The sequence below is a fragment of the Azoarcus sp. L1K30 genome (assembly GCF_018122735.1).
Taxonomy (GTDB): Bacteria; Pseudomonadota; Gammaproteobacteria; order Burkholderiales; family Rhodocyclaceae; genus Parazoarcus.
The window spans coordinates 4,381,575-4,402,136 of record NZ_JAGRRD010000001.1; the positions used below are offsets into that span (position 1 = coordinate 4,381,575).

A 20,562-nucleotide genomic window follows, 5' to 3' on the forward strand; every position below is an offset into this window, starting at 1 on the left:
TTGTCTACGAAGCGAATCAAGCTGAAATCATCCCGGTGGGGCAGGTCGGCTCGCCACGTCTTCGTGGCGGTGATTTCCGCTGCAACGCTCGCCGGATGCAGCGATAGCCCGGAAGAAATGGTCGCATCGGCGAAGGCCTATCTGGCAAAGAACGACGTGAATGCGGCATCGATCCAGCTCAAGAATGCACTTCAGGAGAACGGTAAGCTGGCCGAAGGGCGCTTCTTGCTGGGCAAGATCAACCTGCAGCAGGGCGATATGCGAGGTGCCGCAAAGGAACTCGAGCGTGCCGCCGAGTTGGGCTACGATGCCGAGGCGGTTGCACCGCTGCTTGCGCGGGCCCTGCTGGGTTCGGCCCAGGCGGATCGTGTTATTAAGGACTTCGCCGCGATGACGATGCGGGACAAGGTCGCTCAGGCTCAATTGCTGACGACCGTCGGCGAGGCGTACCTGGTCAAGGCGATGGCGCCCGAGGCCCGCCAGAGATTCGAAGCAGCGCTCAGTCTGAGCCCGGAAGACAATCTCGCAAGAGTCGGGCTGGGGCGTGCGAAGCTCGTCGCGGGCGATCCCGCTGGCGCCCAGGCCGAGGCGGAGACGGTGATTGCGCGCAAGGCGGATCTTGCGGAGGCACAGGTTCTCCTCTCCGACGCCATGCTGGCCCAGGGGAAACCTGACGCGGCTATCGTGGCGCTGGAAGCGGCGGTGAAGGCCAAGCCGAATTCCGTGACACATCATTTTGCGCTCGCCTCGCTGCTCCTGCGGCAAAACAGCCTTGAAGCAGCCACACGGCAACTGGCGGAAATGAAGCGGATTGCGCCCAATCACCCCTCAACGCTTTATGTGCAGGCCTTTCTCGACTTCCGTAACGGGCGTCTGACGGAGGCGCGCGATGGAATGGCGCTGGTGGTCAAGAATGCACCGGACTTCTTGCCCGGCCGCCTGCTTGCGGGGTCTGTGCTTTTTCGCCTGAACGATCACCTGCAGGCCCGTCAGCACCTGCTCAAGGTGCTGGAGGGCGCGCCGCGGCAGGAGACGGCAAGACGCCTGCTCGCCGCATCCTACCTCGCGACCGGGGAGCCCGTGCGGGCGCTTGAATCCGTCCAGCCGCTTTTCGATCGTGCCGATCAGGATCCTGGCCTGGCTGGGCTTATTGGCCAGATCTACTTGGCAAAGGGGGATTTCGACAAGGCTCAGACCTACTTGGCGAAATCGGCGAAGGGGGCCCCCGAGGATGTCGCCGCCCGCACCCGCCTGGGCATTGCCCGACTGGCAGGGGGGGATGCGGAGCGCGCATTTGCGGATCTCGAAGCCGCCTCGGCGCTGGACGAGAAGGCGGGCGAAGCGGATCTGGCCCTGATTCTGGCCTACATGCAGCGCAACGAGTTCGACAGGGCGCTTGCCGCCTACGCCACGCTTGAGCACAAGCAGCCGGACAATCCTCAGACGTACAACTTGAAGGGCGGCATTCTTCTCGCCAAACGCGATCTGGCAGGTGCGCGTGCCGCGTTCGAGAAGTCACTCCAGGTCAGGCCGGACTTCCTGGCGGCCGTCGTCAATCTGGCGCGGCTGGATCTGGCGGACAACAAGCCCGAGCTCGCCAGGGGCCGGTTTGAGCGCATCCTGCAGGACAATCCAAAGAACGTCGATGCCTTGCTGGCTTTCGCTGATTTGCAGGTGACGACGGGTGACCCGCAGGCCGCAGTTCTCGATACGCTCGAGCGCGCTGCGCAGGCCGGGCCAGGCATGCTCCCGCCACAGCTCGCCCTGATCCAGCAGCACCTGAGGATGCGCGACTCGGCCAAGGCGCTGACTATTGCACAGCAAGCAGCCGCGGCACAGCCAGGCGATCCGCGTGCCCTCGAGGCATTGGCGCGGGCGCAACTGGCGACGGGTGAAGCAAGGCAGACCATCGCGACCTTGCTCAAGCTGGTCAATGTTCAGCCGCAGTCGCCTGCCCCCCTGGTGATGCTTGCGGATGTCCAGCGGCAGGTGAAGGAGGACGCTGCTGCGGAACAGACCCTGTTGAAGGCGCTGGCGCTGAAGCCGGATTCGGCAGATGTGCTTCAGCGCCTGGTCGGTGTGCAGGTCACGCGCGGTGACAAGAGCGCCGCACTTGCGACTGCTAAGCAGGCTCAGCGACAGTTTCCGGCAATGGCTCTCGGGTATGCGCTCGAAGGCGATGTTCTGGGGAGCGGGGGGCAGTGGGCTGACGCCGTGGCGGCATACAAGAAGGCGCTGGATCGCAGCAAGAGCGGCGAGTACGTCAATAAGCTGCATTCCGCGCTGCTGCGGGTCGATCGCAAGCAGGAAGCCGACAAACTGGTGTCGGATTGGCTGCGGGCTGAACCGAAAGATCTGCTCGTGCGTGGCTACCTTGCCGAACGTGCGCTTGCCGAGAAACGTTACGGAGAGGCAGTCCAGCTGTTTCGCAGCATGAATGAAATCGCGCCGAGGAACGCGCTGATACTGAACAATCTGGCCTGGAGTGCAGCGGCGGTAAAGGACGCGCAGGCATTGAACTATGCGGAACAGGCGCTTGCGCTGGCGCCGGACAATCCGGTTGTGCTCGATACGGTGGGCGTAATCCAGATCGACAATGGGCAGCCAGGCAAAGGCATGGCAAACCTCGAGCGGGCGGTGACGCTGGCGCCAGAGCTCCCGCAATTGCAGATGAACCTTGCCAGGAGTTATGCAAAGCTTGATCGCAAGGCGGAGGCCCGCAGGGTGCTGGAAGCATTGATGCCCAAATTGTCTGCCGGTACACCGGCGCATGCCGAGGCCTCGGAACTGTTGAAAACACTTTGAACGTCTAGCGCGGAAGGCGCTAGGGTGCGATGCCGTCGAGCCAGTGATTCGCATCGCACCACCCAGTTATGTCGAATTGATCAAGGAATGTGTCGATGAACACCATTGCAGTTATCGGTCTGGGCTATGTCGGGTTGCCGCTGGCGGTTGAATTCGGCAAGAAATTTCGTACCATCGGTTTCGATCTCTCTGCGGAGAAGGTCGCAGCCTACCGCGAGTTCATCGATCCGACCGGTGAGGTGTCGACTGCGGACCTGCGTGCGGCCACGCAGCTGAGTTGCCATACCGATCCGGCCGTGCTGCGTGAAGCCGACTTCATCATCGTGGCGGTGCCAACTCCGGTCGACGACGCGCATCAGCCTGACTTCACGCCCTTGGAAAAGTCTTCTCAGACCGTAGGACGTCATCTCAAACCCGGCGCCATCGTGGTCTATGAGTCTACTGTCTATCCGGGGGCGACGGAGGAGATCTGCATTCCGATACTGGAACGCGAGTCCGGTCTGAAATGGAAAGAGGGGTTCTTTGTCGGCTATTCGCCGGAGCGAATCAATCCGGGAGACAAGGAGCGCACTGTCACCAAGATCGTGAAGGTGGTCTCCGGCGATACCCCGGAGACACTGGCGACAGTGAGCCGGATCTATGGAGAGGTGATCACTGCAGGAGTCTACCCCGCAAGTTCGATCAAGGTCGCCGAGGCTGCGAAGGTCATCGAGAATACCCAGCGCGACCTCAATATCGCATTGATGAACGAACTCTCGCTGATCTTCCACAAGATCGGCATCGACACGCTCGAGGTGCTCAAGGCTGCGGGCACCAAATGGAACTTCCTGCCTTTCCGACCGGGCCTGGTCGGTGGCCATTGCATCGGCGTGGATCCCTACTATCTGACGCACAAGGCCGACATGCTCGGCTACCACCCGCAGGTGATTCTTGCCGGGCGCAGGATCAACGATGGCATGGGCAAGTATGTTGCCGAGCAGACCGTCAAGGAGATGATCAATGCGGGTTCGAGCATCAAGGGGGCCGATGTCATCGTCCTCGGGCTGACGTTCAAGGAAAACTGTCCGGATCTGCGTAACAGCAAGGTCATCGACGTGATCCGTGAGCTTCAGAGCTATGGCTGCAATGTGCATGTGCACGACGCGGTCGCTGCGGCAGACGAGGCCATGCACGAATATGGTGTCCCCCTGACCGAATGGGATGCCCTTCCACGCGCCGATGCCATCGTTGCAGCAGTCTCGCACGCCGCTTACCTCGACATGCCCATTGACCGCATATTGGCTAAACTGGTCCCCAAGGGCGTGTTTGCCGATGTCAAGTCGGCCTACGACAAGGACGCCCTGAGTGCGACAGGTGCGCAGGTGTGGCGACTATGAACTTTGTGCGGCGGACATGATGCAACAGAGGCCGACCAGTCGTGTCCGGCCGCGCTGGTGCTGGCTATCGCTGGCGGCGGCATTCTGTTGGCACATCGTTCCTGCAAGCGCCGCAACGGCTGCCGAGGTTTCGGACGCTTTCGCCCGGCAGGCACGCTATCTGGCGCAACAGGCGCAGAGCTACGAGCATGGCGAGGGCGTACGGCGAGATCCCGAGCACGCGGCCGTGCTTTATTGCGAGGCAGCGCGATTGGGTGATCCGGAGGCCATCTATGCGCTTGGCTGGATGTACGCGAATGCGCGCGGCGTCGCGCGCAACGATGCGTATGCCGGCACCCTGTTCGCGATGGCCGCCTTTCTCGGCAACGAGCACGCGGCGCGCATGATGCGCTATACGGGGGACTACACCGGTGCGGTTCCCGACTGCCTGCATCCGCCACCGAGCACCGTGCTGGAATATTGGCCCGCGGACGAAATGATTGCTTCCATGTCCGGCGACCGGCAGCGAATTGCGAGGATTCTGGTCGAACATGCGCCGAAATTCGGTATTCAGCCGCGCCTTGCGCTGGCCATCGCACTGGCCGAGTCCAACCTCGACGCGACCGCACTCTCGCCCAAGAATGCCATGGGGGTTATGCAGCTGATACCGGATACCGCCGCGCGCTTCAACGTCAGGAAGCCGCTGGATCCTGAGGACAACATCAAGGGCGGACTTGCTTATCTGCGCTGGTTGCTGTCCTACTTCGAGGGCGATATCGCCCTCGCGGCCGCTGGCTACAATGCTGGTGAGGGGGCCGTAGAGCGATACCGCGGCGTTCCCCCATACCCGGAAACCCGACGCTACGTGGAACGCATTCTTGCCTTCGTGCGCAATCGTCGGCACCCCTTCGACAGCAGCATCGTTTCTCCAAGCCAGGTAACTTCGGCTTCGAACTTGAGTGCTCAAAAGGAGCAGGATTGATGACAGCGACCCATTCGGTGTTTCGCGCATGCCGCCATCTTGGCGTGCTGGTCTGCGCGGCAGCCCTTTGCATCGTGTTTTCGGCGCACGCGGGTCTGGTCGAGACCGTGCCTCAGGTCAGGGCCTCGGTGGTCGCGATCGGAACCTACCAACGTACGCGGAGCCCGGCGTTCCAGTTTTCGGGCACGGGATTCGTGGTCGGAAGCGGCTTTCTGATTGCCACCAACGCACACGTGATTCCCGACGCGGTCTCGGAGGAGCGGCTGGAGTACCTGGCCGTCGTGATGCCGGGGGATGATGGTGAGCGGACCGTGCGTCCGGTCAAACTGGTAGCGAAGGATCGCGACCATGATCTCGCGGTTCTGCGGTTCGAAGGTGGGGCACCGCTTCCATCGCTGACGCTTGGCGACACCACGAAGGCGAGCGAAGGGCAGAACGTCGCCTTCATGGGCTTTCCGATCGGCGGCGTGCTGGGGATGACGCCTGTGACGCACACGGGCATCATTTCAGCGATCACCCCGATCGGCATTCCCCAGGGCAATTCGCGCGACCTGAATCCGGCACTGGTGCGTCGCCTCGCGTCGGACGCCTTTCACGTGTATCAGCTGGATGCAACCGCGTACCCGGGCAACAGCGGAAGTCCTTTGTTCGATCCGGATTCGGGCGCGGTGCTGGGGGTGTTGAACATGGTCTTCGTGAAGTCCACGAAGGAAAGCGTACTCAGTAATCCGTCAGGTATCAGCTACGCGATCCCGGTCAGATACCTCAGGAAGCTGATCGAACATCTGGACTGACGGACGTTGAAGGATGTTGGCTGGTCTCCTCGGCGGGAATCGAACCCACATTTGCCGCTTAGGAGGCGGCTGTTCTATCCATTGAACTACAAGGAGGCCGGCGGGCATTCTATCCGCTTGGCGCCCGGGTTCAAAGTGGCGATTGCGACCGCGGCGGTTTTTCCTGGTCTGTGGGGCGGGTTCCGTTGCGGCGGTGCGGGGTCGTCGACGTGGATGGTCGCGGGTTAGCATCGGTGGATGTCACCTAGCTTTCCTTTTGCTTGCGTGGCGGAATGATCAGGTCTTGTGGGCGTCTCAGGATGCGTCGCAGCAGCAGGCCGCTGAGCGTGCGGCCTTGGGCGAAGCTGATCCGGCGCGAGCGCATGGCGACGTAAAGGGTAAGGGCGAAGCTTACCGTCAGATTGACCAGGCCGATCAGCAGCACACCGGCTGCTGCAAGCTGTACGCTCTGCAGCGGCACAATGAAGTCGTGTGCCACCGCCGCATATCCCACGTAGGCCGACGAAAATGCGATGTGGCGGATGTCCATCGGGAGACCGAAAAGAACACCGAGCGCGGTGGCGCCGCCGAGCAGGAATCCAAAGAAGAAGTTGCCGGCCAGCGCGCCGAGATTGTTTTCGATGTATTGCGTGATGCGGGCCATCCGTGCCTCGCCGAAGACGCGGCGCGGCCAGCGTAGTTGCAGCAGGCGCTGTGGAATGCGATTGTAGGCGGAAAGGTTGTCGTAGTAGCCGGCAATCAATCCCGAAAGGAACAGACACACGCCCGCAACGGCCGCAAAGAACAAGGTGCTGATGTGGGGTGCCGCCTCGTCGATGAGTGTGGAGGCCTTGGCGGTGTCGATGAAGTGGGCGCCGGACAGTTCGAGCACGGCAAGGGATATCAGCATGGCGACCGGTATCGCGACACCGACATTGCCTACAATGGCCGTGAACTGGCTGCGGATGGTACGGATGATGAGGTCGGCAAGGTTATCCAGGCTGCGTGTCTTGCCACGGGTGTCACTGCGTGTTTCGCCGATCGACGCGGCGATCGCGTTCGCCGTCATTGCCGGTTGCTTGGTGGCGACCGTGCCGCCAAGCACATGGATCAATACGAAACCAAGGCCGTAGTTCAGGCAGAAACCGAGCAGTTCGTTGAGCGGCGCGAAGTTCTGGCGATCGAGAATGATCTTCAACGCGGCCATGATCGCGATCACCATGCCGCCGAGGGCCGCCGATCGCAGAAGTTCGAAGTGTTCGCCTCGACTCGCCGCGATGTAGCGCTCGCCGGTCTTGCTCGCACTTGTCGTCATGCGCAGCGACAGCAGCTCGACATTCTTGCCCCAGTAGTCCGACAGCCGGTTCTTGCGGCATTGCGCGCGCACGAGTTCCTTGAACAGGGTCACCACGCGGGGCAGCAAGGGGGCGAGCTGACGCGATGGCTGCAGATCGATCAACAGCCCCAGGAGGTCGGTGATGCGATCGAGATGCTGGCGCAGGCGTTCGAGCTTGAATGTCAGCGTCAGACTCGTGCCCAGACGCATTGCACGACGGCGTATCCGGACCAGTACTTCCGCGCATTGATCGAGCATTACCGTGAGGTGGTCAGGGTTCTCGAGCATGCTATCGGGCGTGGTCCACCATGCCCGATAGTGGGCGAGGTAGCGCACGATCTCCGCATTCTGGGCCAGGAAAGGGGATTCGAGCTCCTCCAGTTTGGGATCCACCCGGACCAGTTCGGGATCCAGGCCGATGGCCGAAACATGGTAGGACAGCATGCGTACCGCCTCGAGTATCTCGGTCACCGCCGTCGGCGTCGTGTTGTCCGCCGCCAACGGGCCGGGCGCAGCATCGGGTGCCAGCAGGGCCTCAATGAAATCGATCCATACGCCGTCGCTGACCGCATTGACCCATACTTCGTCGTCGGGTCGATGAAAGACGACCGACAACAGGTCCTTCATGTAGCTCGTATCGATGACGTCGGGCAACAGCTTGTCCGAAATGCGCCGGGCGGTTTCGGAAAAGAACCCCGTTGAGGGCAGGAGACCAGACGAAACATACATCGACACCTGCTTGCGTTCCATGAACAAACGCAGGAGCGCGTCGCGCAAGGGCAGGCGCAGGTCGGGGCGGCGAGCAAGGATATGCGTCAGCGAACGTATCGATTCGCTTGTCGTCTCGTGGCGACCGGCATGGGGCGGGCGAATGCTATCGACCAGTTCGATCCAGACCTGAGTTTGATCCGGCGCATGCGCAGCGCGTTCGGCGAGTCGTGAGAGCAGGACGTCCAAGCTGTGTCTATCCCGGGGTTTCGTTGCGAAGAACAAGCGGAATGTTGCGCTGCATTATGCGGGTTTGTGCCTGTAAGGTGTGCGGGCCGTTAGAATCCCTCTTCTTTCCAGCTTTCGCCACAATCGAGCACGCCATGCCTCTTCTCTCTGTCGACAATGCCTGCCTGGCTTTCGGTCACGTCGACCTGCTCGCGCACGCAGAGTTTCAACTTGACGCCGGTGAACGCGTCGCGCTCATTGGACGTAACGGTTCCGGGAAGTCCAGCCTGTTGCGTGCGCTGGCCGGCCAATCCTCGCTCGATGACGGCACGGTCTGGCGCCAGTCCGGCCTCACCGTGGCCTACGTGCCGCAGGAGGCGGACTTCGACCTTGAACGCGATGTCTACGCAACCGTAGCCGACGGCGTGGGTGACGCCGCGCAGTTACTGGTCGACTATCATGCCGCGATGCTCGCCGTTTCCGAAGACGGAGGGGCCGATGCGATGTCGAGGCTCGATGCATTGCAGCATGCTGTCGAGGCTGCAGATGGATGGCGCCTTGGCCAGCGGGTGGAGCAAATGCTCGGGCTGCTCAGCTTGCCGGGGGAGGTGAGGGTGTCCAGCCTGTCGGGGGGCGGCATCAAGCGCGTTGCGCTTGCGCGTGCCCTGGTCGCCGAGCCTGACCTGCTGTTGCTTGATGAGCCGACCAACCATCTCGACCTGGACGGTATCCTGTGGCTCGAGGGCCTGATCCGGGACTTTCGCGGTGCGGTGATGCTGATTACCCACGACCGGGTGTTTCTCGACAATGTAGCCACCCGGATCGTCGAACTCGACAGGGGCCGGCTGGCGAGCTACCCGGGTCGATTCCAGGACTATCTGCGGCGCAAGGCCGAGGAACTGGAGGCCGAGGCCAAGGCCAACGCACGCTTCGACAAGATGCTGGCGCAGGAAGAGGTGTGGATCCGCAAGGGTGTCGAAGCCCGTCGTACGCGTAACGAGGGGCGGGTGCGTCGGCTGGAGGCCTTGCGCAATGAGCGTGCGGCCCGACGCGATCGGCTCGGGAACGTCAACCTTGCGGTCGATCGTGGCGAGAAGAGCGGCCAGATGGTGGCCGAACTGACGCATGTGAGCAAGCGTTACGGCGACCGGGTGGTGATTCGCGACTTCTCGACACGGATCATGCGTGGTGACCGCATTGGCTTCATCGGCCCGAACGGTGCGGGCAAGACCACCTTGCTCAAGCTCATTCTCGGTGACATCGAGGCGGATGAGGGCAGTGTCAGGCAGGGAACCCGCGTCACCGTCGCGTATTTTGATCAGTTACGCGCGCAGCTCGATCCCGAGTTGCCCCTGACCGAAGTGATCAGTCCGGGCTCCGACTTCGTGGAGATCGGCGGTGAGCGCAAGCATGTGATCGGTTATCTCGGCGATTTTCTGTTTGCGCCCCAACGCGCGCGCTCACCGGTCAAGTCATTGTCGGGTGGTGAGCGCAACCGCCTGCTGCTGGCGCGGCTCTTTGCCCGCCCGGCAAACGTGATGGTGCTCGACGAGCCGACCAACGATCTCGACATCGAAACGCTCGACCTTCTCGAGGAACTGCTGGCCGGTTACGACGGCACCCTGTTTCTGGTCAGCCATGACCGGGCGTTTCTGGACAACGTCGTTACCCAGGTCATTGCATACGAAGGGGATGGCCACTGGGGCGAGTACGCTGGTGGCTACGCCGAGTGGCAGCGCGTCCAGGCCGAGCGCGAGGCACAGCGTCTGGCCGCCCAGCGTGCGCAGGCGAGCACGCCGAAGGTGGCTGTCGCGGACAGGTCTGCGGTCAAGCGTGGCGACAAGTTGTCGTTCAATGAAAAACGCGAGCTGGAGGCCTTGCCGGACCGGATTTCAGCGCTCGAGGCAGAGCAGGCTGTCGTCCAGGGGCGGCTTGCCGATCCGGCGCTGTACCAGCAGGCACCTCAGGAGGTGGCCCTGCTTAGCGCACGCCTGGATGCCATCGAAGCCGAGATCGAGGCTGCGATGCTGCGCTGGGAGGCGCTCGAGAGCCGGGTGTCCGTCTGAGTGTCGTGGTGAGCGCGGTCGTGGCCCGGAGGTTGGCGGGGTGCGCTCAGACTACGCCCGTCTGATGTAGCCAGGCGCTCGCACCGGCGGTGCCGAGGAAGACTGCCAGGTGAAAGAGTGCCCACAGGTGATAGCGGCGGGCGATGACTTGCGGGTCGAGGTCCGAAATCAGGTACAGGCGATCGCGGGGCTTGCGCACGACATGGGCTTCTGGCGCGGATAGCACCTCGTCGCGCTGGCGCAGCACCTCACGTCTTGCCTGGGCGCGCGCCAGCTCCCATTCCTGCATGTCGATATTGCCATTGCCGTCGAGATCGAAGCGGCGGAGTAGTTCGGCGGGGTCGGACTTCCATTGCGCGAGCAGTTCGCGCACCTGGGTGGCAACGTCGAAATCCGGCGAGATACTGCCGAGCGTGAAAAAGTCGCCCAGCACGTAGATCGGATCGTGCTTCAGCAAGGACCATTGGATCTGGCGCAGGTCGCCGCGCTCATGGACGTCCCTGCGCCGCACCAGCATTTCGGCGCCCTCGGGATCGACCGCACATACGCCGGAATCGTCCTGCAGCAGGAAGGATGCGTCGCTTTCGATGGTATCGGTGTGCTGCCACTTTCCGTCATTGTCCTTGCGATAGGACGACAGCCGGTACCACAGCAGGGGCAGGCCGGTCAGCGGAGATAGAACCGGCGTACCGTCCAGCGGCTGGCCGCGGCCCCTGAGCTCCACGTAGCCTTGGGCGGCGGACGCGATGCGTGAGGTCGGGGTGTCGACAATCAGGCGCGCATGTCTGAGTGAACGCCACCAGCCACCCAAGCCGCTCGCGAGCAGCAGGGCAAGCGCGAGGATGGTCGTCCAGCGGCTCTCTGCGCCGAGTGCAAACGCAACCAGGCTGAGCTGGGCAAGCGGGAGCGCGGCATTGAAGCCGTCGCGGCGCAGTCTGACCAGCATGCTGCCTCAGCGCGAAATGTCTTCTTGTCTCAAGCGTTCAGGCACTGAACAGTGCCTTCATGTCGAGATCCGCTTTTTCCGCGCTGGAAAACTCGAGCAAAGGCTGGGCGATGAACTGGAACAGGCGAGCAATCAAGAGGTCTGGAAACTGCTCGATACGCACGTTATGCACATTGACTGATTCGTTGTACAGCTCACGCCGGTCGGCGATGGCGTTTTCCAGCGCGGTGATGCGCGTCTGCAATTGCATGAAATGCTCATTGGCCTTGAGTTCAGGATAGGCTTCGGCAACGGCAAAAATCTGACCGAGTCCCATGCGCAGCATGCCTTCGGCCGCGCCGAGTGCGGCAATGTCGTGCTTTTCGCGCGCGCTCGATACCCGTGCCCGGGCTTCGGTGACGCGGGCGAGCGTTTCCTGCTCGAACTGCTTGTACTGGCGACAGACTTCGACCAGTTTGGGCAGTTCATCATGGCGTTGCTTGAGCAGAACGTCGATGTTGGCCCATGCCTTTGCCACATTGTGCTTGAGTTGCACCAGTCCGTTATAGACAACGACGCCATAGAGGAGCGCGATGACGATGAAGCCGAAGAAAACTGCGGTAGTAACACTCATGCACGGACCTCCACTGACTTGCAGGCGATTGCTTCGATATCCGTCTATCGTACAACAGAGGGGGCGGCTGGACGCAAACGGCGCGTTCGACCTTGCATGAGTGACCGGCCGGGCGTATCGGGGCTCAGTCGGTCGCGGGCAGGAAACGGGCCAGGGCTTCGTCCGGCGCTCCCAGTCTGCGCAGCAGGGCTTCCGGCGACATGTGCAACAAATCGCTGATGGCTTCGATGTCGTCGGGCAGCGCGGCATCTTCCCAGCCGTGTGCCACATGGCGAGTGAAGTCTGCGGCGAGCTTGATGGTGCGCACGCGCGGGTGGTCGCTGCGGCTTTCATCGAACAGGTGAACCAGCAGATCGGGCAGCTTCCAGGCCTGGATCAGCGCATACTGGATTTCACTCGCGGTGACGCCGAAGACCTGCCGTTGCGCGTCCGCGCTGCGCAAGGTGCGGTCCTGCTGCTGCAGGGCAAATACCTGCTGTGTGAGGTCGGGCGCGAATATCCAGCAGATGATGTCGGTCGCTTGTCGCAGCAGGGCGGCAACGGTGATTTCATCGACATCGAGGTCATGGCGAATGACGGCCCATTCGCGCGCATATTTCGCCGCCCTGCGCGCACGACCGATGACTTTGAGCACGCCGACGAGCGCTTTCGGATGTGCCGCAAGCGTTTCCTCTACGGTCGTCAGTTCTTTAAACGTCTCGAAAAACGGCGACAGGCCCATCATGATGATCGCGCGATCAATGGTCGTGATGTCGTGGTTCTGTGACACGGGGCGATGGGTTTCGAGATAGGACAGCAATTTCATCGTCATCAGCGGGTCGCTTAGTACGATGCTGGCGACGTGCTTGCTGCTGACCCTGTCGATCTCCTCGCGCATCGTCTCGAACTCCCGCATCGTGTGCCTTAGCACCGGGAGTTTCTGGCGCGAAAAGTAGTCGACATAGTCGGCGACTGTTGCGAGTGGGTGTGTTAGCAAGGCCATGTCCTGATCCGCTCCGCATGCGTGAAAGTCATTATCGGCTTCGGCGGGGCCTAATTGAAGCCATTCACCATGTTGCCCGCGGAACGGCCTGTCCGCTGCTTTTCGTTATAATCTCCCAGATTCCGGGGCGAAAGTGCATTTTTCCGCGCCCGACCCTTGCCTACTGAGGAGACCTCCTGAATGCGCGCGTTCAAGGCCTATTTGATCGATCAGGATGAAAGCCGGAAAACCGGCGGAATGTTGACATCGGTGACGCAGGATAGACTCGACGAAGGCGAGGTATTGATTCGCGTGCATTATTCCAGCATCAACTACAAGGATGCGCTGGCGGCGACCGGCGTGGGCAAGATCATTCGCCGCTTTCCCTGTATCGGCGGGATCGACCTGTCGGGTGAAGTGGTAGAAAGCGCCGATCCGCGTTTCGCGGCTGGCGACAAGGTGATCGCCACCAGCTTTGATATCGGTGTTGCACATCACGGTGGCTATGCTGAATATGCGAGGGTGCCAGCGGGATGGGTGGTGCCGCTCCCCACGGGGCTGGACCTGCTCGAGGCCATGGCGCTCGGAACCGCCGGATTCACTGCTGCACTGGGCGTGGTGCGGATGGAAGACAATGGATTGGCGCCCGCCAATGGACCGGTGGTCGTGACCGGCGCAACGGGCGGCGTCGGTGGGCTGGCTGTCGACATGCTGTCGAGGCTCGGCTATCACGTCGTGGCGCTGACCGGCAAGGCCAGCGAAACAGACTATCTCATCGGGCTTGGGGCAAAAGAGGTCCTGCTGCGTGGCGATATCGATTTCACCAAGGTCCGGCCGCTCGAGGGCGCCCGGTGGGCAGGGGCGGTCGACAACGTGGGTGGGCAGATTCTGCACTGGGTGCTGGCGACGATGAAGCAGGCGGGTACGGTGGCCAGTATCGGCAACGCCGCGAGCTTCAACATCAATACCACCGTGTTCCCGTTCATCCTGCGCGGCGTCAGCCTGCTCGGTATCGATTCCGGCTACATGGGCTTCCCCACGCGACAACGGGTGTGGGACAGGCTTGCCTCCGATCTCAAGCCGCGGCATCTGGCAGCGGTGACACGCGTCATCGATTTCGATGCTTTGCCGGGCGCCTTCTCCGCGTTCATCGAGGGTAATGTGAAGGGGCGGACCGTCGTTCGCATCGGCGCCTGACCTTGCACTTCACCTCATCATACTCGAGCCGATCATGAGCACCGACGAAACCATTCCGATGACCAAGGTGCTGGTGGTGGATGATTCACGCATGGTGCGGGCCACGATCATCAAGCACATCCGAAACCGTTTCGATGTGCGAGACGAGGCCGATGGCGAGGCCGGCTGGGAAGCCCTGCTGGTCGATCCCGCGATCCAGCTCGTGCTGACCGACATCGGCATGCCGCGCCTTGACGGTTTCGGACTGCTGGCACGTATTCGCGGGTCGCGCGTACAGCGTATTCAGGACCTTCCGGTCGTCATCATCTCCGGTGACGAGGATGACGAGGCTCGGGAGCGCGCACTCAAGCTCGGCGCGAGTGATTTCGTGGCCAAGGGGGCGGGCAGCGCAGAGTTGCTGGCGCGGCTGGAGTCACTCATCCGGCTGGCGAATACGCGACGGGAGCTGAACGAGAGCCGTGCCGCGCTGGCGGTGCAGAGCCCGGTGGATCCAGTCTCGGGACTCGCGACGCCATCCTACCTGAACCACCATGCCGAACAGGAAATGGCGCTTGCGCGGCGCAATCAGGGTGCCATTTCGGTGATGGTGATCGACATCGATCACTATGAACAGTTGACCGAGTGGCATGGCACCCATGTGGCCGAGCTGATTACGCGCAAGCTGTCGAAAATCCTCTCGACCAAGGTGCGGCGAGAGGACACGGTCTCGCAGTTGTCGTCGTCCCGATTTGCCGTCCTGTCACCGAGCACCGATCTGATTGGATGCTGCGCCTTTGCGTTGCGACTGCAGCACGCAATGGAAAAGCTGGTGATGACCTACCGCGACGAGCGGATCCGGATCAGTGTGACCATCGGCGTTGCAAGTGCTTCGGTAGATGGCATGCAGACGGTCGGAAATCTGATCGAAACGGCCGCCAAACGTGTTCAGGAAGGCGTCAACGCCGGTGGCAATCGGGTTATCGGTGACAAGGGCGAAGTCGACCAGGCGATGGTCGACAGTCAATTGAAGCAGGTCATGAGTATCGATCATGCCCTGCTGCAGATCCGGATCGGAGCGGCCGATGAGGTGGCCGAGCGATTGCCGGAGGTCGTTGCCACACTGCTGCCCCTTTTGGAGTTGGTAGAATCGCGGCTGCATTGCGGGCTACCACTCGAGCATCTCAAACAATATGGAAAGGGGCCAGCGGTCGGCAGTGATGGCGCGGAGGGTGGTCAATCCTCTGCGTGATGTGTGTTCGTGCCTCGGCTGCAGCTGTCGCCAGTTGCGGCTTGGCATGTCATTTGCAATTAAAGGGAAGATTCAAGGGAGAGGATGCTGATGACGACGTACAAGGAATTTCACCGCAGATCGATTGAGGATCGTGACGGATTCTGGGGTGAGCAGGCGCAGCTTGTGCACTGGAACAAGCCGGTCGAGCAGGTCTGCGACTTCTCCAGGCCACCATTCGTGAAGTGGTTCAAGGGAGGTGAGACCAACCTGTGTTACAACGCGGTTGATCGCCACGCGGCCAAGCGCCCGAACGATCGGGCGCTGGTCTACATTTCTACCGAGACCAATGAAGAGAAGGTCTACTCCTTCGCTGAACTTCAGCGTGAAGTCGAGCGCATGGCGGCGATCTATCTCGAGTTGGGGGTCAAGCGCGGCGACCGCGTGCTGATCTACATGCCGATGATTGCCGAAGCGGCATTCGCGATGCTTGCCTGCGTCCGCATCGGTGCCATCCACTCGGTGGTGTTCGGCGGTTTTGCCGCGGGCTCGCTGGCCACGCGCATCGACGATGCCAAGCCGGTGCTGATGGTCAGCTCCGATGCCGGCATGCGCAATGGCAAGCCGGTGCCGTACAAGCATCTGGTCGACGAGGCCTGCAAACTGGCCGAGTTTCCGCCGGCCAAGGTGCTGATCATCGATCGTGGACTGGACAAGGGCTTTCCCAAGGTCGCCGGGCGCGACGTCGATTACGCCGAACTGCGCGCCAGGCATATGGATGCGCAGGTGCCGGTGACCTGGCTGGAATCGTCCGAGCCGAGCTACATCCTGTACACCTCGGGGACCACCGGCAAACCCAAGGGCGTGCAGCGCGACACGGGCGGCTACACGGTGGCGCTGGCCGCGTCGATGAAGCATATCTTCACCGGGGGTGAGGGCGAGACCATGTTCTCGACCTCCGACATCGGTTGGGTGGTCGGCCACAGCTACATCGTCTATGGTCCGCTGATCGGCGGCATGGCAACCATCATGTACGAGGGCACGCCGCTGCGCCCGGATGCCGGCATCTGGTGGCAGATCGTCGAGAAGTACAAGGTCAGCGTAATGTTCTCCGCACCGACCGCCGTGCGCGTGCTGAAGAAGCAGGATCCGGCCTTCCTCAAGAAGTACGATCTGTCCTCGCTCAAGCACCTATTCCTGGCCGGTGAGCCGTTGGACGAGACTTCGCACCAGTGGATCATGGAAGAATTGGGCATCCCGGTCATCGACAACTATTGGCAGACCGAGACCGGCTGGCCGATGCTGGCGGTGTGTCGTGGCGTCGAGGACAGCCCGATCAAGCTGGGGTCTCCGGCGTTCCCGGTGTACGGCTACGATCTGCGCATCTATCGCGAGGATGGTACCGAGTGCGGTGCCAACGAAAAGGGTATCGTCGGCATCGTGCCGCCATTGCCGCCGGGCTGCCTGTCCACAGTCTGGGGGCAGGACGAGCGCTTCGTGTCGACCTATTTCACGCTGTTCACCGATCCGGTGGTGTACTCGTCATCGGACTGGGGCATCAAGGATGAGAACGGCTACCACACCATTCTCGGACGCATGGACGATGTCATCAACGTCGCCGGCCACCGCCTTGGAACGCGCGAGATCGAGGAAGCCGTGCAAACGCACCCGGCAATTGCCGAAGTGGCCGTGGTCGGGGTGCACGACGAGCTCAAGGGGCAGATGCCGATGGCGTTTGCAGTGGTGAAGGACGCGAGCACGGTCGATACTGCAGAGAAGCGTGCGGCGCTGGAGAAGGAGGTCATGAAGAAGGTGGACGAAAGTCTCGGGGCAATCGCGCGTCCGGGCCGTGTCCACTTCATCAATGGGTTGCCCAAGACCCGCTCGGGCAAGATGCTGAGGCGCTCGATCCAGGCGTTGGCCGAGGGGCGCGATGCGGGCGACCTGACCACGATCGACGATCCGAGCACACTCGACCAGATCAAGCAGGCACTGGGGCGCTGATACCGCGTCCGGAAGTCTGAGCAGGATTGCAAAGGCCCGCCGAGCGCGGGCCTTTGCATTGTTGACGATCCGCCCGCGTGTGGCAGGCGTAGCGAACGCTCACTTACCGGAGAGTTTGCCTCCGCCGGCCTCTTTCTCGAAGCCACGCTCGATCTCTTCCTGGATAACGCGCCAAATCGGCTTCACGATGAAACGCATCCCCTTGATGATGCTCGGTACATGCATCATCGACGGCACGCGGATGCCGCGGTGCTCCACCGGTCCGCCGATTTGCCGGATATCGACGCCGAGTTTGCCGAAGTGGGAGGCAAGGCGCGGTTCGGTCAGCACGAACAGGGTGTCGATGCCGCTGCGCGCAGCCAACGCAACGGCGCCCAAGTAGAGGCCGATCGGGATGTATGGAAAGCGAGGCCGGTCACCGGTGCCGAAGTCCTCTTCGCTGATGGCAACAGGCGCCCGCTCGTCACCCTTGCGTCGGCGATAGGCGGCACGAACGGCGAGTCTGGAAACCTCTGCGATGCTCTCCCGCGGAAGTTTGAGTGGATCGACGATCGAACGGTCGAGTGTATGGCCGCATGTTTGCTCGAATGGCAGGGGGGCGAGGGGATCGTCCGGATTGGCAAGGACCAGGCGCGTACAACCCACCAGATGGTTGGGTTCGTTCGCGGTGCGAATCAGGCAGTGCAGGCTGTGCGGGTCGTAGACATCGGTCTCGAGGCGGTCGGGACGCTCGGGTTCGAACTTGAGCTCTTCGCAGTAAACCTCGTGACGGATGCGGAAGACGTCATTGCGCAAGGCCGTATTCGTTGCTGGCGCAATCTCGAAATATTTGCGAAAGCCGTGACCGAGGTTGAAGCGTTCGAAGATCTGCATGGTCCATTGGCCCGAAGAAATTAATTGTTCTGCCTGAGCGCATCGACAACCGGCGTCGAGGACACCCTGCTTGCCGGGAAAATTGCGGCCAGGGCAGTTGCAGCCTGCCCGATCAGAAAGGCAAAGACAATAGTTGGTCCATCGATCCGGATGAATGCGGTGTAGCCCACGTTCGCATTCGGTGGTGGCGGCATCGGTATCCCGACCGCAGAAATTGCCAGCGCGAGTGCGACACCGATCAAAACGCCAGCGCTTGCGCCGATCAAGCCCAGAGAGGCGTTCTCGATCAGCACCAGACCGAATACCTGTCTGCGCGTATTGCCCAGCGCCTGAAGTGTGCCGAATTCACCCAGACGTTCAAAGGCGCTCATGTTGACGGTATTCGCAACGGACAGCAGGACCATGAACAGGATGATCAATTGAAGGACGCCGAACTGCCGGTCGTAGAGTTGCAGCGTCTTGTCGTAGAAGTCGGATAGCTGGCGCCAGTTACGCGAGTCGAGGCCGGTTGGCAGGATACCGCTGATGGCGGCCTGGGCCGTCTCGGTATCCTCCGTGCGCTTCAGCGTCACGACCAGCAGATTTGCGCCGGGGGTCGACATCAATTCGCGCGCGGCGCCGAGAGGAATGCGCACGGCCCTGGCGTCAAAATCCTTGGAAAAGCTCTGGAACACCCCGACGATCTCGAAATCAAGCGTATTCAGCGCTCCGTCGGCCGTGTTCATGACCAGAATGACCGAGTCGCCGGGTTTGAGTCCCAGCGAATGCGCCACGCCTTGCCCGACGGTCATGCCGAAGGTATCGCTGTCGGTGATCTGACGTCCTTCGGTGATATTGAGATAGGTGCCGAGGCGCGCTTCCTTGTCTGGCTCCACTCCTTCGCCGATGATCGCCAGGTCGCGCTTGCCATTGTTGAGCAAACCGGCAAAGTTCAAGCGCGAGGCGACTTCGGCAACGCCCGGTTGTTGGGCGATCCGCTGTGCGACCGATTCCGGATTGTCGATCAGATAGCGGTCCGGTTGACGGGTGCCTTTTTCGAGGAAGTCTTTGCGGAATACCTGGATGTGGCCCGTTTGCGAGTGGATGATGGCCTCACCCAGCTGGACAAAGATATCCTGAACGAAGCCGCCTGAAAGAATCAGGCCGGAAACGCCGAAGATGATTGCTGCGAGCGTCATCGCGGTCCGGATTTTCTGCCGGAAGATATTGCGCAGGGCGAGTTTGATCAGCATCGTGCTCACCGCTGGTGACGCAGCGCGTCAACGATAATCATGCGTGAGGCCTTCCACGCGGGGAACAGGCTGGCAACCAGCGTGGTGACGAAGGCAAGCAGAAAGGCATCGAGCATGAGGGCTGGAGAAATGTTGATGCCAGCGATGTAGCCACGCATCATCCCGGGAGGTGGCGGCATGGGAATGCCAAGCGCGGAGATGACTGCGCCGAGCAGATAGCCGAGTGCAACGCCGATGATGCCCCCGACTATCCCGAGAAGCCCGCCTTCCACGATGAACAGTCCAAGAATACCGCGCCTGCGAACGCCAATCGCCATTGAGGTTCCGATTTCGCCGGTCCGCTCGATCACCGACATCGACAGGGTGTTGGAAATGCTCAGGATGACAATGAGCGCAATCAGCAGGCGTACGACACCGATCTGTTTCGAGAAGAGTTCGACAGTCTTGTTATAGAAATCGGCGAGCGCAGACCACGGAATCACCTCGAATTCGTCTGCGGACAATTTCCGGCGCAATTCGGACACGACTGCGTCGGTGGATTCGGTCCTGTCGAGCAGCACGACCCAGCTTGTTGCGCCCTCAACCTTCATCAGCTTGCGGGCGATGTCGATTGGCGCCCGAAGCACCGAGTCGTCGTATGCCTTGGTGATCGTTGCAAAGATCCCGGCGACGGTCAGTTCGACTGCGTTGACACCGCCCGACGCCGTCGTGGCCAGCAGCACGACCCTGTCCCCGGGTACGGCCCCGAGACTTGCGGCCAATCCTTCGCCGAGCATGACAGAGTCGGGGGCCGCGCCGACCAGATCGCGGCCGGCAATGACCGTAATTGCACGTGCGATCGACGCTTCCTTGCCGGGATCGATGCCTTCACCAAGAAACGATACGGTTGCGTCCCCCTTGCTGAGCAGGCCGCTGAACGTGAGCCGTGGGCTCACCGTGCGGATGCTTGTCCCGACCGCCTCCTGAACGGCCGAGGTGTCACCGGGCAGCAAGTATGCGTAGGGGTCACCGAGACCCTTTTCGAAAAAGCCTGGCCGGGTGATCTGGATGTGCCCCAACTGCGAGTGAATCGTTGATTCCCGCATGTCCTGGAAGATCCAGTGAATGAAGCCGCCCGCCAGCAAGAAGGCAATTACGCCCCCACAGATCGTTGCCAGCGCCAGCAGTGCCCTGCGACGCTGACGCAGCAGATTGCGTGCGGCGAGCGTGACGGTGTAAGCAGCGGCGCGGAGGATGGCTTGCCTCATCGGGTTTCGTGTATTTGACGGTGTTCTCT

15 protein-coding genes and 1 tRNA gene are annotated in these 20,562 nt (G+C 61.6%); 8 read left to right on the plus strand and 8 right to left on the minus strand.

The features are described from left to right. The 4 genes from prsT to J5J83_RS20225 all read left to right on the plus strand — a co-directional run bounded on the left by prsT (position 1) and on the right by J5J83_RS20225 (position 5,936). A complete protein-coding gene (gene prsT / locus J5J83_RS20210; protein WP_249115802.1) occupies positions 1–2,805 on the plus strand; it encodes an XrtA/PEP-CTERM system TPR-repeat protein PrsT in 2,805 nt (934 codons plus the stop codon). A 95-nt stretch (positions 2,806–2,900) separates the two neighbouring features. Further along, a complete protein-coding gene (locus J5J83_RS20215; protein ID WP_212351722.1) occupies positions 2,901–4,181 on the plus strand; it encodes a nucleotide sugar dehydrogenase in 1,281 nt (426 codons plus the stop codon). A 16-nt stretch (positions 4,182–4,197) separates the two neighbouring features. Continuing rightward, on the plus strand, positions 4,198–5,142 hold the full coding sequence (locus J5J83_RS20220; protein ID WP_249115803.1) for a transglycosylase SLT domain-containing protein: 945 nt from the start codon (positions 4,198–4,200) through the stop codon (positions 5,140–5,142). A 44-nt stretch (positions 5,143–5,186) separates the two neighbouring features. Beyond that, positions 5,187–5,936 (plus strand): serine protease, encoded by a 750-nt coding sequence (locus tag J5J83_RS20225; RefSeq protein WP_349251929.1) that lies wholly within the window; start codon positions 5,187–5,189, stop codon positions 5,934–5,936. 21 nt (positions 5,937–5,957) lie between these two features. On the opposite strand, the gene J5J83_RS20230 is transcribed toward J5J83_RS20225, so the two are convergent. Together J5J83_RS20230 and J5J83_RS20235 are read right to left on the minus strand one after the other, a co-directional pair. Next, positions 5,958–6,032: transfer RNA gene (locus J5J83_RS20230), tRNA-Arg, on the minus strand. Positions 6,033–6,180: 148 nt separating this feature from the next. After that, positions 6,181–8,208: a site-specific recombinase gene (locus J5J83_RS20235; protein ID WP_249115804.1), complete on the minus strand. Its 2,028-nt coding sequence runs from the start codon at positions 8,206–8,208 to the stop codon at positions 6,181–6,183. Positions 8,209–8,342: 134 nt separating this feature from the next. Between J5J83_RS20235 and J5J83_RS20240 the strand changes: the two genes are divergently transcribed. After that, positions 8,343–10,253 carry an ATP-binding cassette domain-containing protein gene (locus J5J83_RS20240; protein WP_212351724.1) on the plus strand — a complete coding sequence of 637 codons (1,911 nt, stop codon included), beginning with the start codon at positions 8,343–8,345 and terminating at the stop codon, positions 10,251–10,253. A 46-nt stretch (positions 10,254–10,299) separates the two neighbouring features. Here J5J83_RS20240 and J5J83_RS20245 read toward each other — a convergent pair whose 3' ends face one another. From J5J83_RS20245 to J5J83_RS20255, 3 genes are all read right to left on the minus strand, one after another. Next, complete coding sequence (locus tag J5J83_RS20245; RefSeq protein ID WP_212351725.1) at positions 10,300–11,199, minus strand: hypothetical protein; 900 nt, start codon at positions 11,197–11,199, stop codon at positions 10,300–10,302. A gap of 37 nt (positions 11,200–11,236) precedes the next feature. Beyond that, positions 11,237–11,812, minus strand: a complete 576-nt coding sequence (locus J5J83_RS20250; protein WP_212351726.1) for a LemA family protein — start codon at positions 11,810–11,812, stop codon at positions 11,237–11,239. 124 nt (positions 11,813–11,936) lie between these two features. Continuing rightward, entirely contained in the window at positions 11,937–12,794 is an 858-nt protein-coding gene (locus tag J5J83_RS20255) for an HDOD domain-containing protein (RefSeq protein WP_212351727.1), read from the minus strand. Positions 12,795–12,974: 180 nt separating this feature from the next. On the opposite strand from J5J83_RS20255, the gene J5J83_RS20260 reads away from it, so the two are divergent. The 3 genes from J5J83_RS20260 (at position 12,975) to J5J83_RS20270 (ending at position 17,181) form a co-directional block, all read left to right on the plus strand. Beyond that, complete coding sequence (locus J5J83_RS20260) at positions 12,975–13,970, plus strand: oxidoreductase (protein WP_212351728.1); 996 nt, start codon at positions 12,975–12,977, stop codon at positions 13,968–13,970. A gap of 34 nt (positions 13,971–14,004) precedes the next feature. Beyond that, positions 14,005–15,198: a diguanylate cyclase gene (locus J5J83_RS20265; RefSeq protein WP_212351729.1), complete on the plus strand. Its 1,194-nt coding sequence runs from the start codon at positions 14,005–14,007 to the stop codon at positions 15,196–15,198. Between the two features lie 90 nt (positions 15,199–15,288). Continuing rightward, the gene (locus J5J83_RS20270) at positions 15,289–17,181 is read left to right on the plus strand and encodes a propionate--CoA ligase (RefSeq protein ID WP_212351739.1); all 1,893 of its coding nucleotides are present in this window, start codon (positions 15,289–15,291) and stop codon (positions 17,179–17,181) included. Positions 17,182–17,280: 99 nt separating this feature from the next. Here the strand turns inward: J5J83_RS20270 and J5J83_RS20275 are convergent, their stop codons facing one another. Genes J5J83_RS20275 through J5J83_RS20285 form a run of 3 tightly spaced genes read right to left on the minus strand, consistent with a single transcriptional unit; the run spans position 17,281 to position 20,533 of the window. Continuing rightward, entirely contained in the window at positions 17,281–18,054 is a 774-nt protein-coding gene (locus J5J83_RS20275; protein WP_212351741.1) for a PEP-CTERM/exosortase system-associated acyltransferase, read from the minus strand. Positions 18,055–18,074: 20 nt separating this feature from the next. Beyond that, a complete protein-coding gene (locus J5J83_RS20280; RefSeq protein WP_212351743.1) occupies positions 18,075–19,286 on the minus strand; it encodes an ABC transporter permease in 1,212 nt (403 codons plus the stop codon). Between the two features lie 5 nt (positions 19,287–19,291). Then, positions 19,292–20,533, minus strand: coding sequence for an FtsX-like permease family protein (locus J5J83_RS20285; RefSeq protein WP_212351745.1), 1,242 nt, complete (start codon positions 20,531–20,533; stop codon positions 19,292–19,294). Positions 20,534–20,562 lie beyond the last annotated feature (29 nt).

Excerpts from the sequence above, each read along its gene's own strand:
- J5J83_RS20215 (WP_212351722.1), top strand. The coding sequence starts at position 2,901 with ATGAACACCATTGCAGTTATCGGTCTGGGCTATGTCGGGTTGCCGCTG.
- J5J83_RS20220 (WP_249115803.1), top strand. The coding sequence starts at position 4,198 with ATGATGCAACAGAGGCCGACCAGTCGTGTCCGGCCGCGCTGGTGCTGG.
- J5J83_RS20240 (WP_212351724.1), top strand. The coding sequence starts at position 8,343 with ATGCCTCTTCTCTCTGTCGACAATGCCTGCCTGGCTTTCGGTCACGTC.
- J5J83_RS20245 (WP_212351725.1), bottom strand. The coding sequence starts at position 11,199 with ATGCTGGTCAGACTGCGCCGCGACGGCTTCAATGCCGCGCTCCCGCTT.
- J5J83_RS20250 (WP_212351726.1), bottom strand. The coding sequence starts at position 11,812 with ATGAGTGTTACTACCGCAGTTTTCTTCGGCTTCATCGTCATCGCGCTC.
- J5J83_RS20255 (WP_212351727.1), bottom strand. The coding sequence starts at position 12,794 with ATGGCCTTGCTAACACACCCACTCGCAACAGTCGCCGACTATGTCGAC.
- J5J83_RS20260 (WP_212351728.1), top strand. The coding sequence starts at position 12,975 with ATGCGCGCGTTCAAGGCCTATTTGATCGATCAGGATGAAAGCCGGAAA.
- J5J83_RS20265 (WP_212351729.1), top strand. The coding sequence starts at position 14,005 with ATGAGCACCGACGAAACCATTCCGATGACCAAGGTGCTGGTGGTGGAT.
- J5J83_RS20270 (WP_212351739.1), top strand. The coding sequence starts at position 15,289 with ATGACGACGTACAAGGAATTTCACCGCAGATCGATTGAGGATCGTGAC.
- J5J83_RS20275 (WP_212351741.1), bottom strand. The coding sequence starts at position 18,054 with ATGCAGATCTTCGAACGCTTCAACCTCGGTCACGGCTTTCGCAAATAT.
- J5J83_RS20280 (WP_212351743.1), bottom strand. The coding sequence starts at position 19,286 with ATGCTGATCAAACTCGCCCTGCGCAATATCTTCCGGCAGAAAATCCGG.
- J5J83_RS20285 (WP_212351745.1), bottom strand. The coding sequence starts at position 20,533 with ATGAGGCAAGCCATCCTCCGCGCCGCTGCTTACACCGTCACGCTCGCC.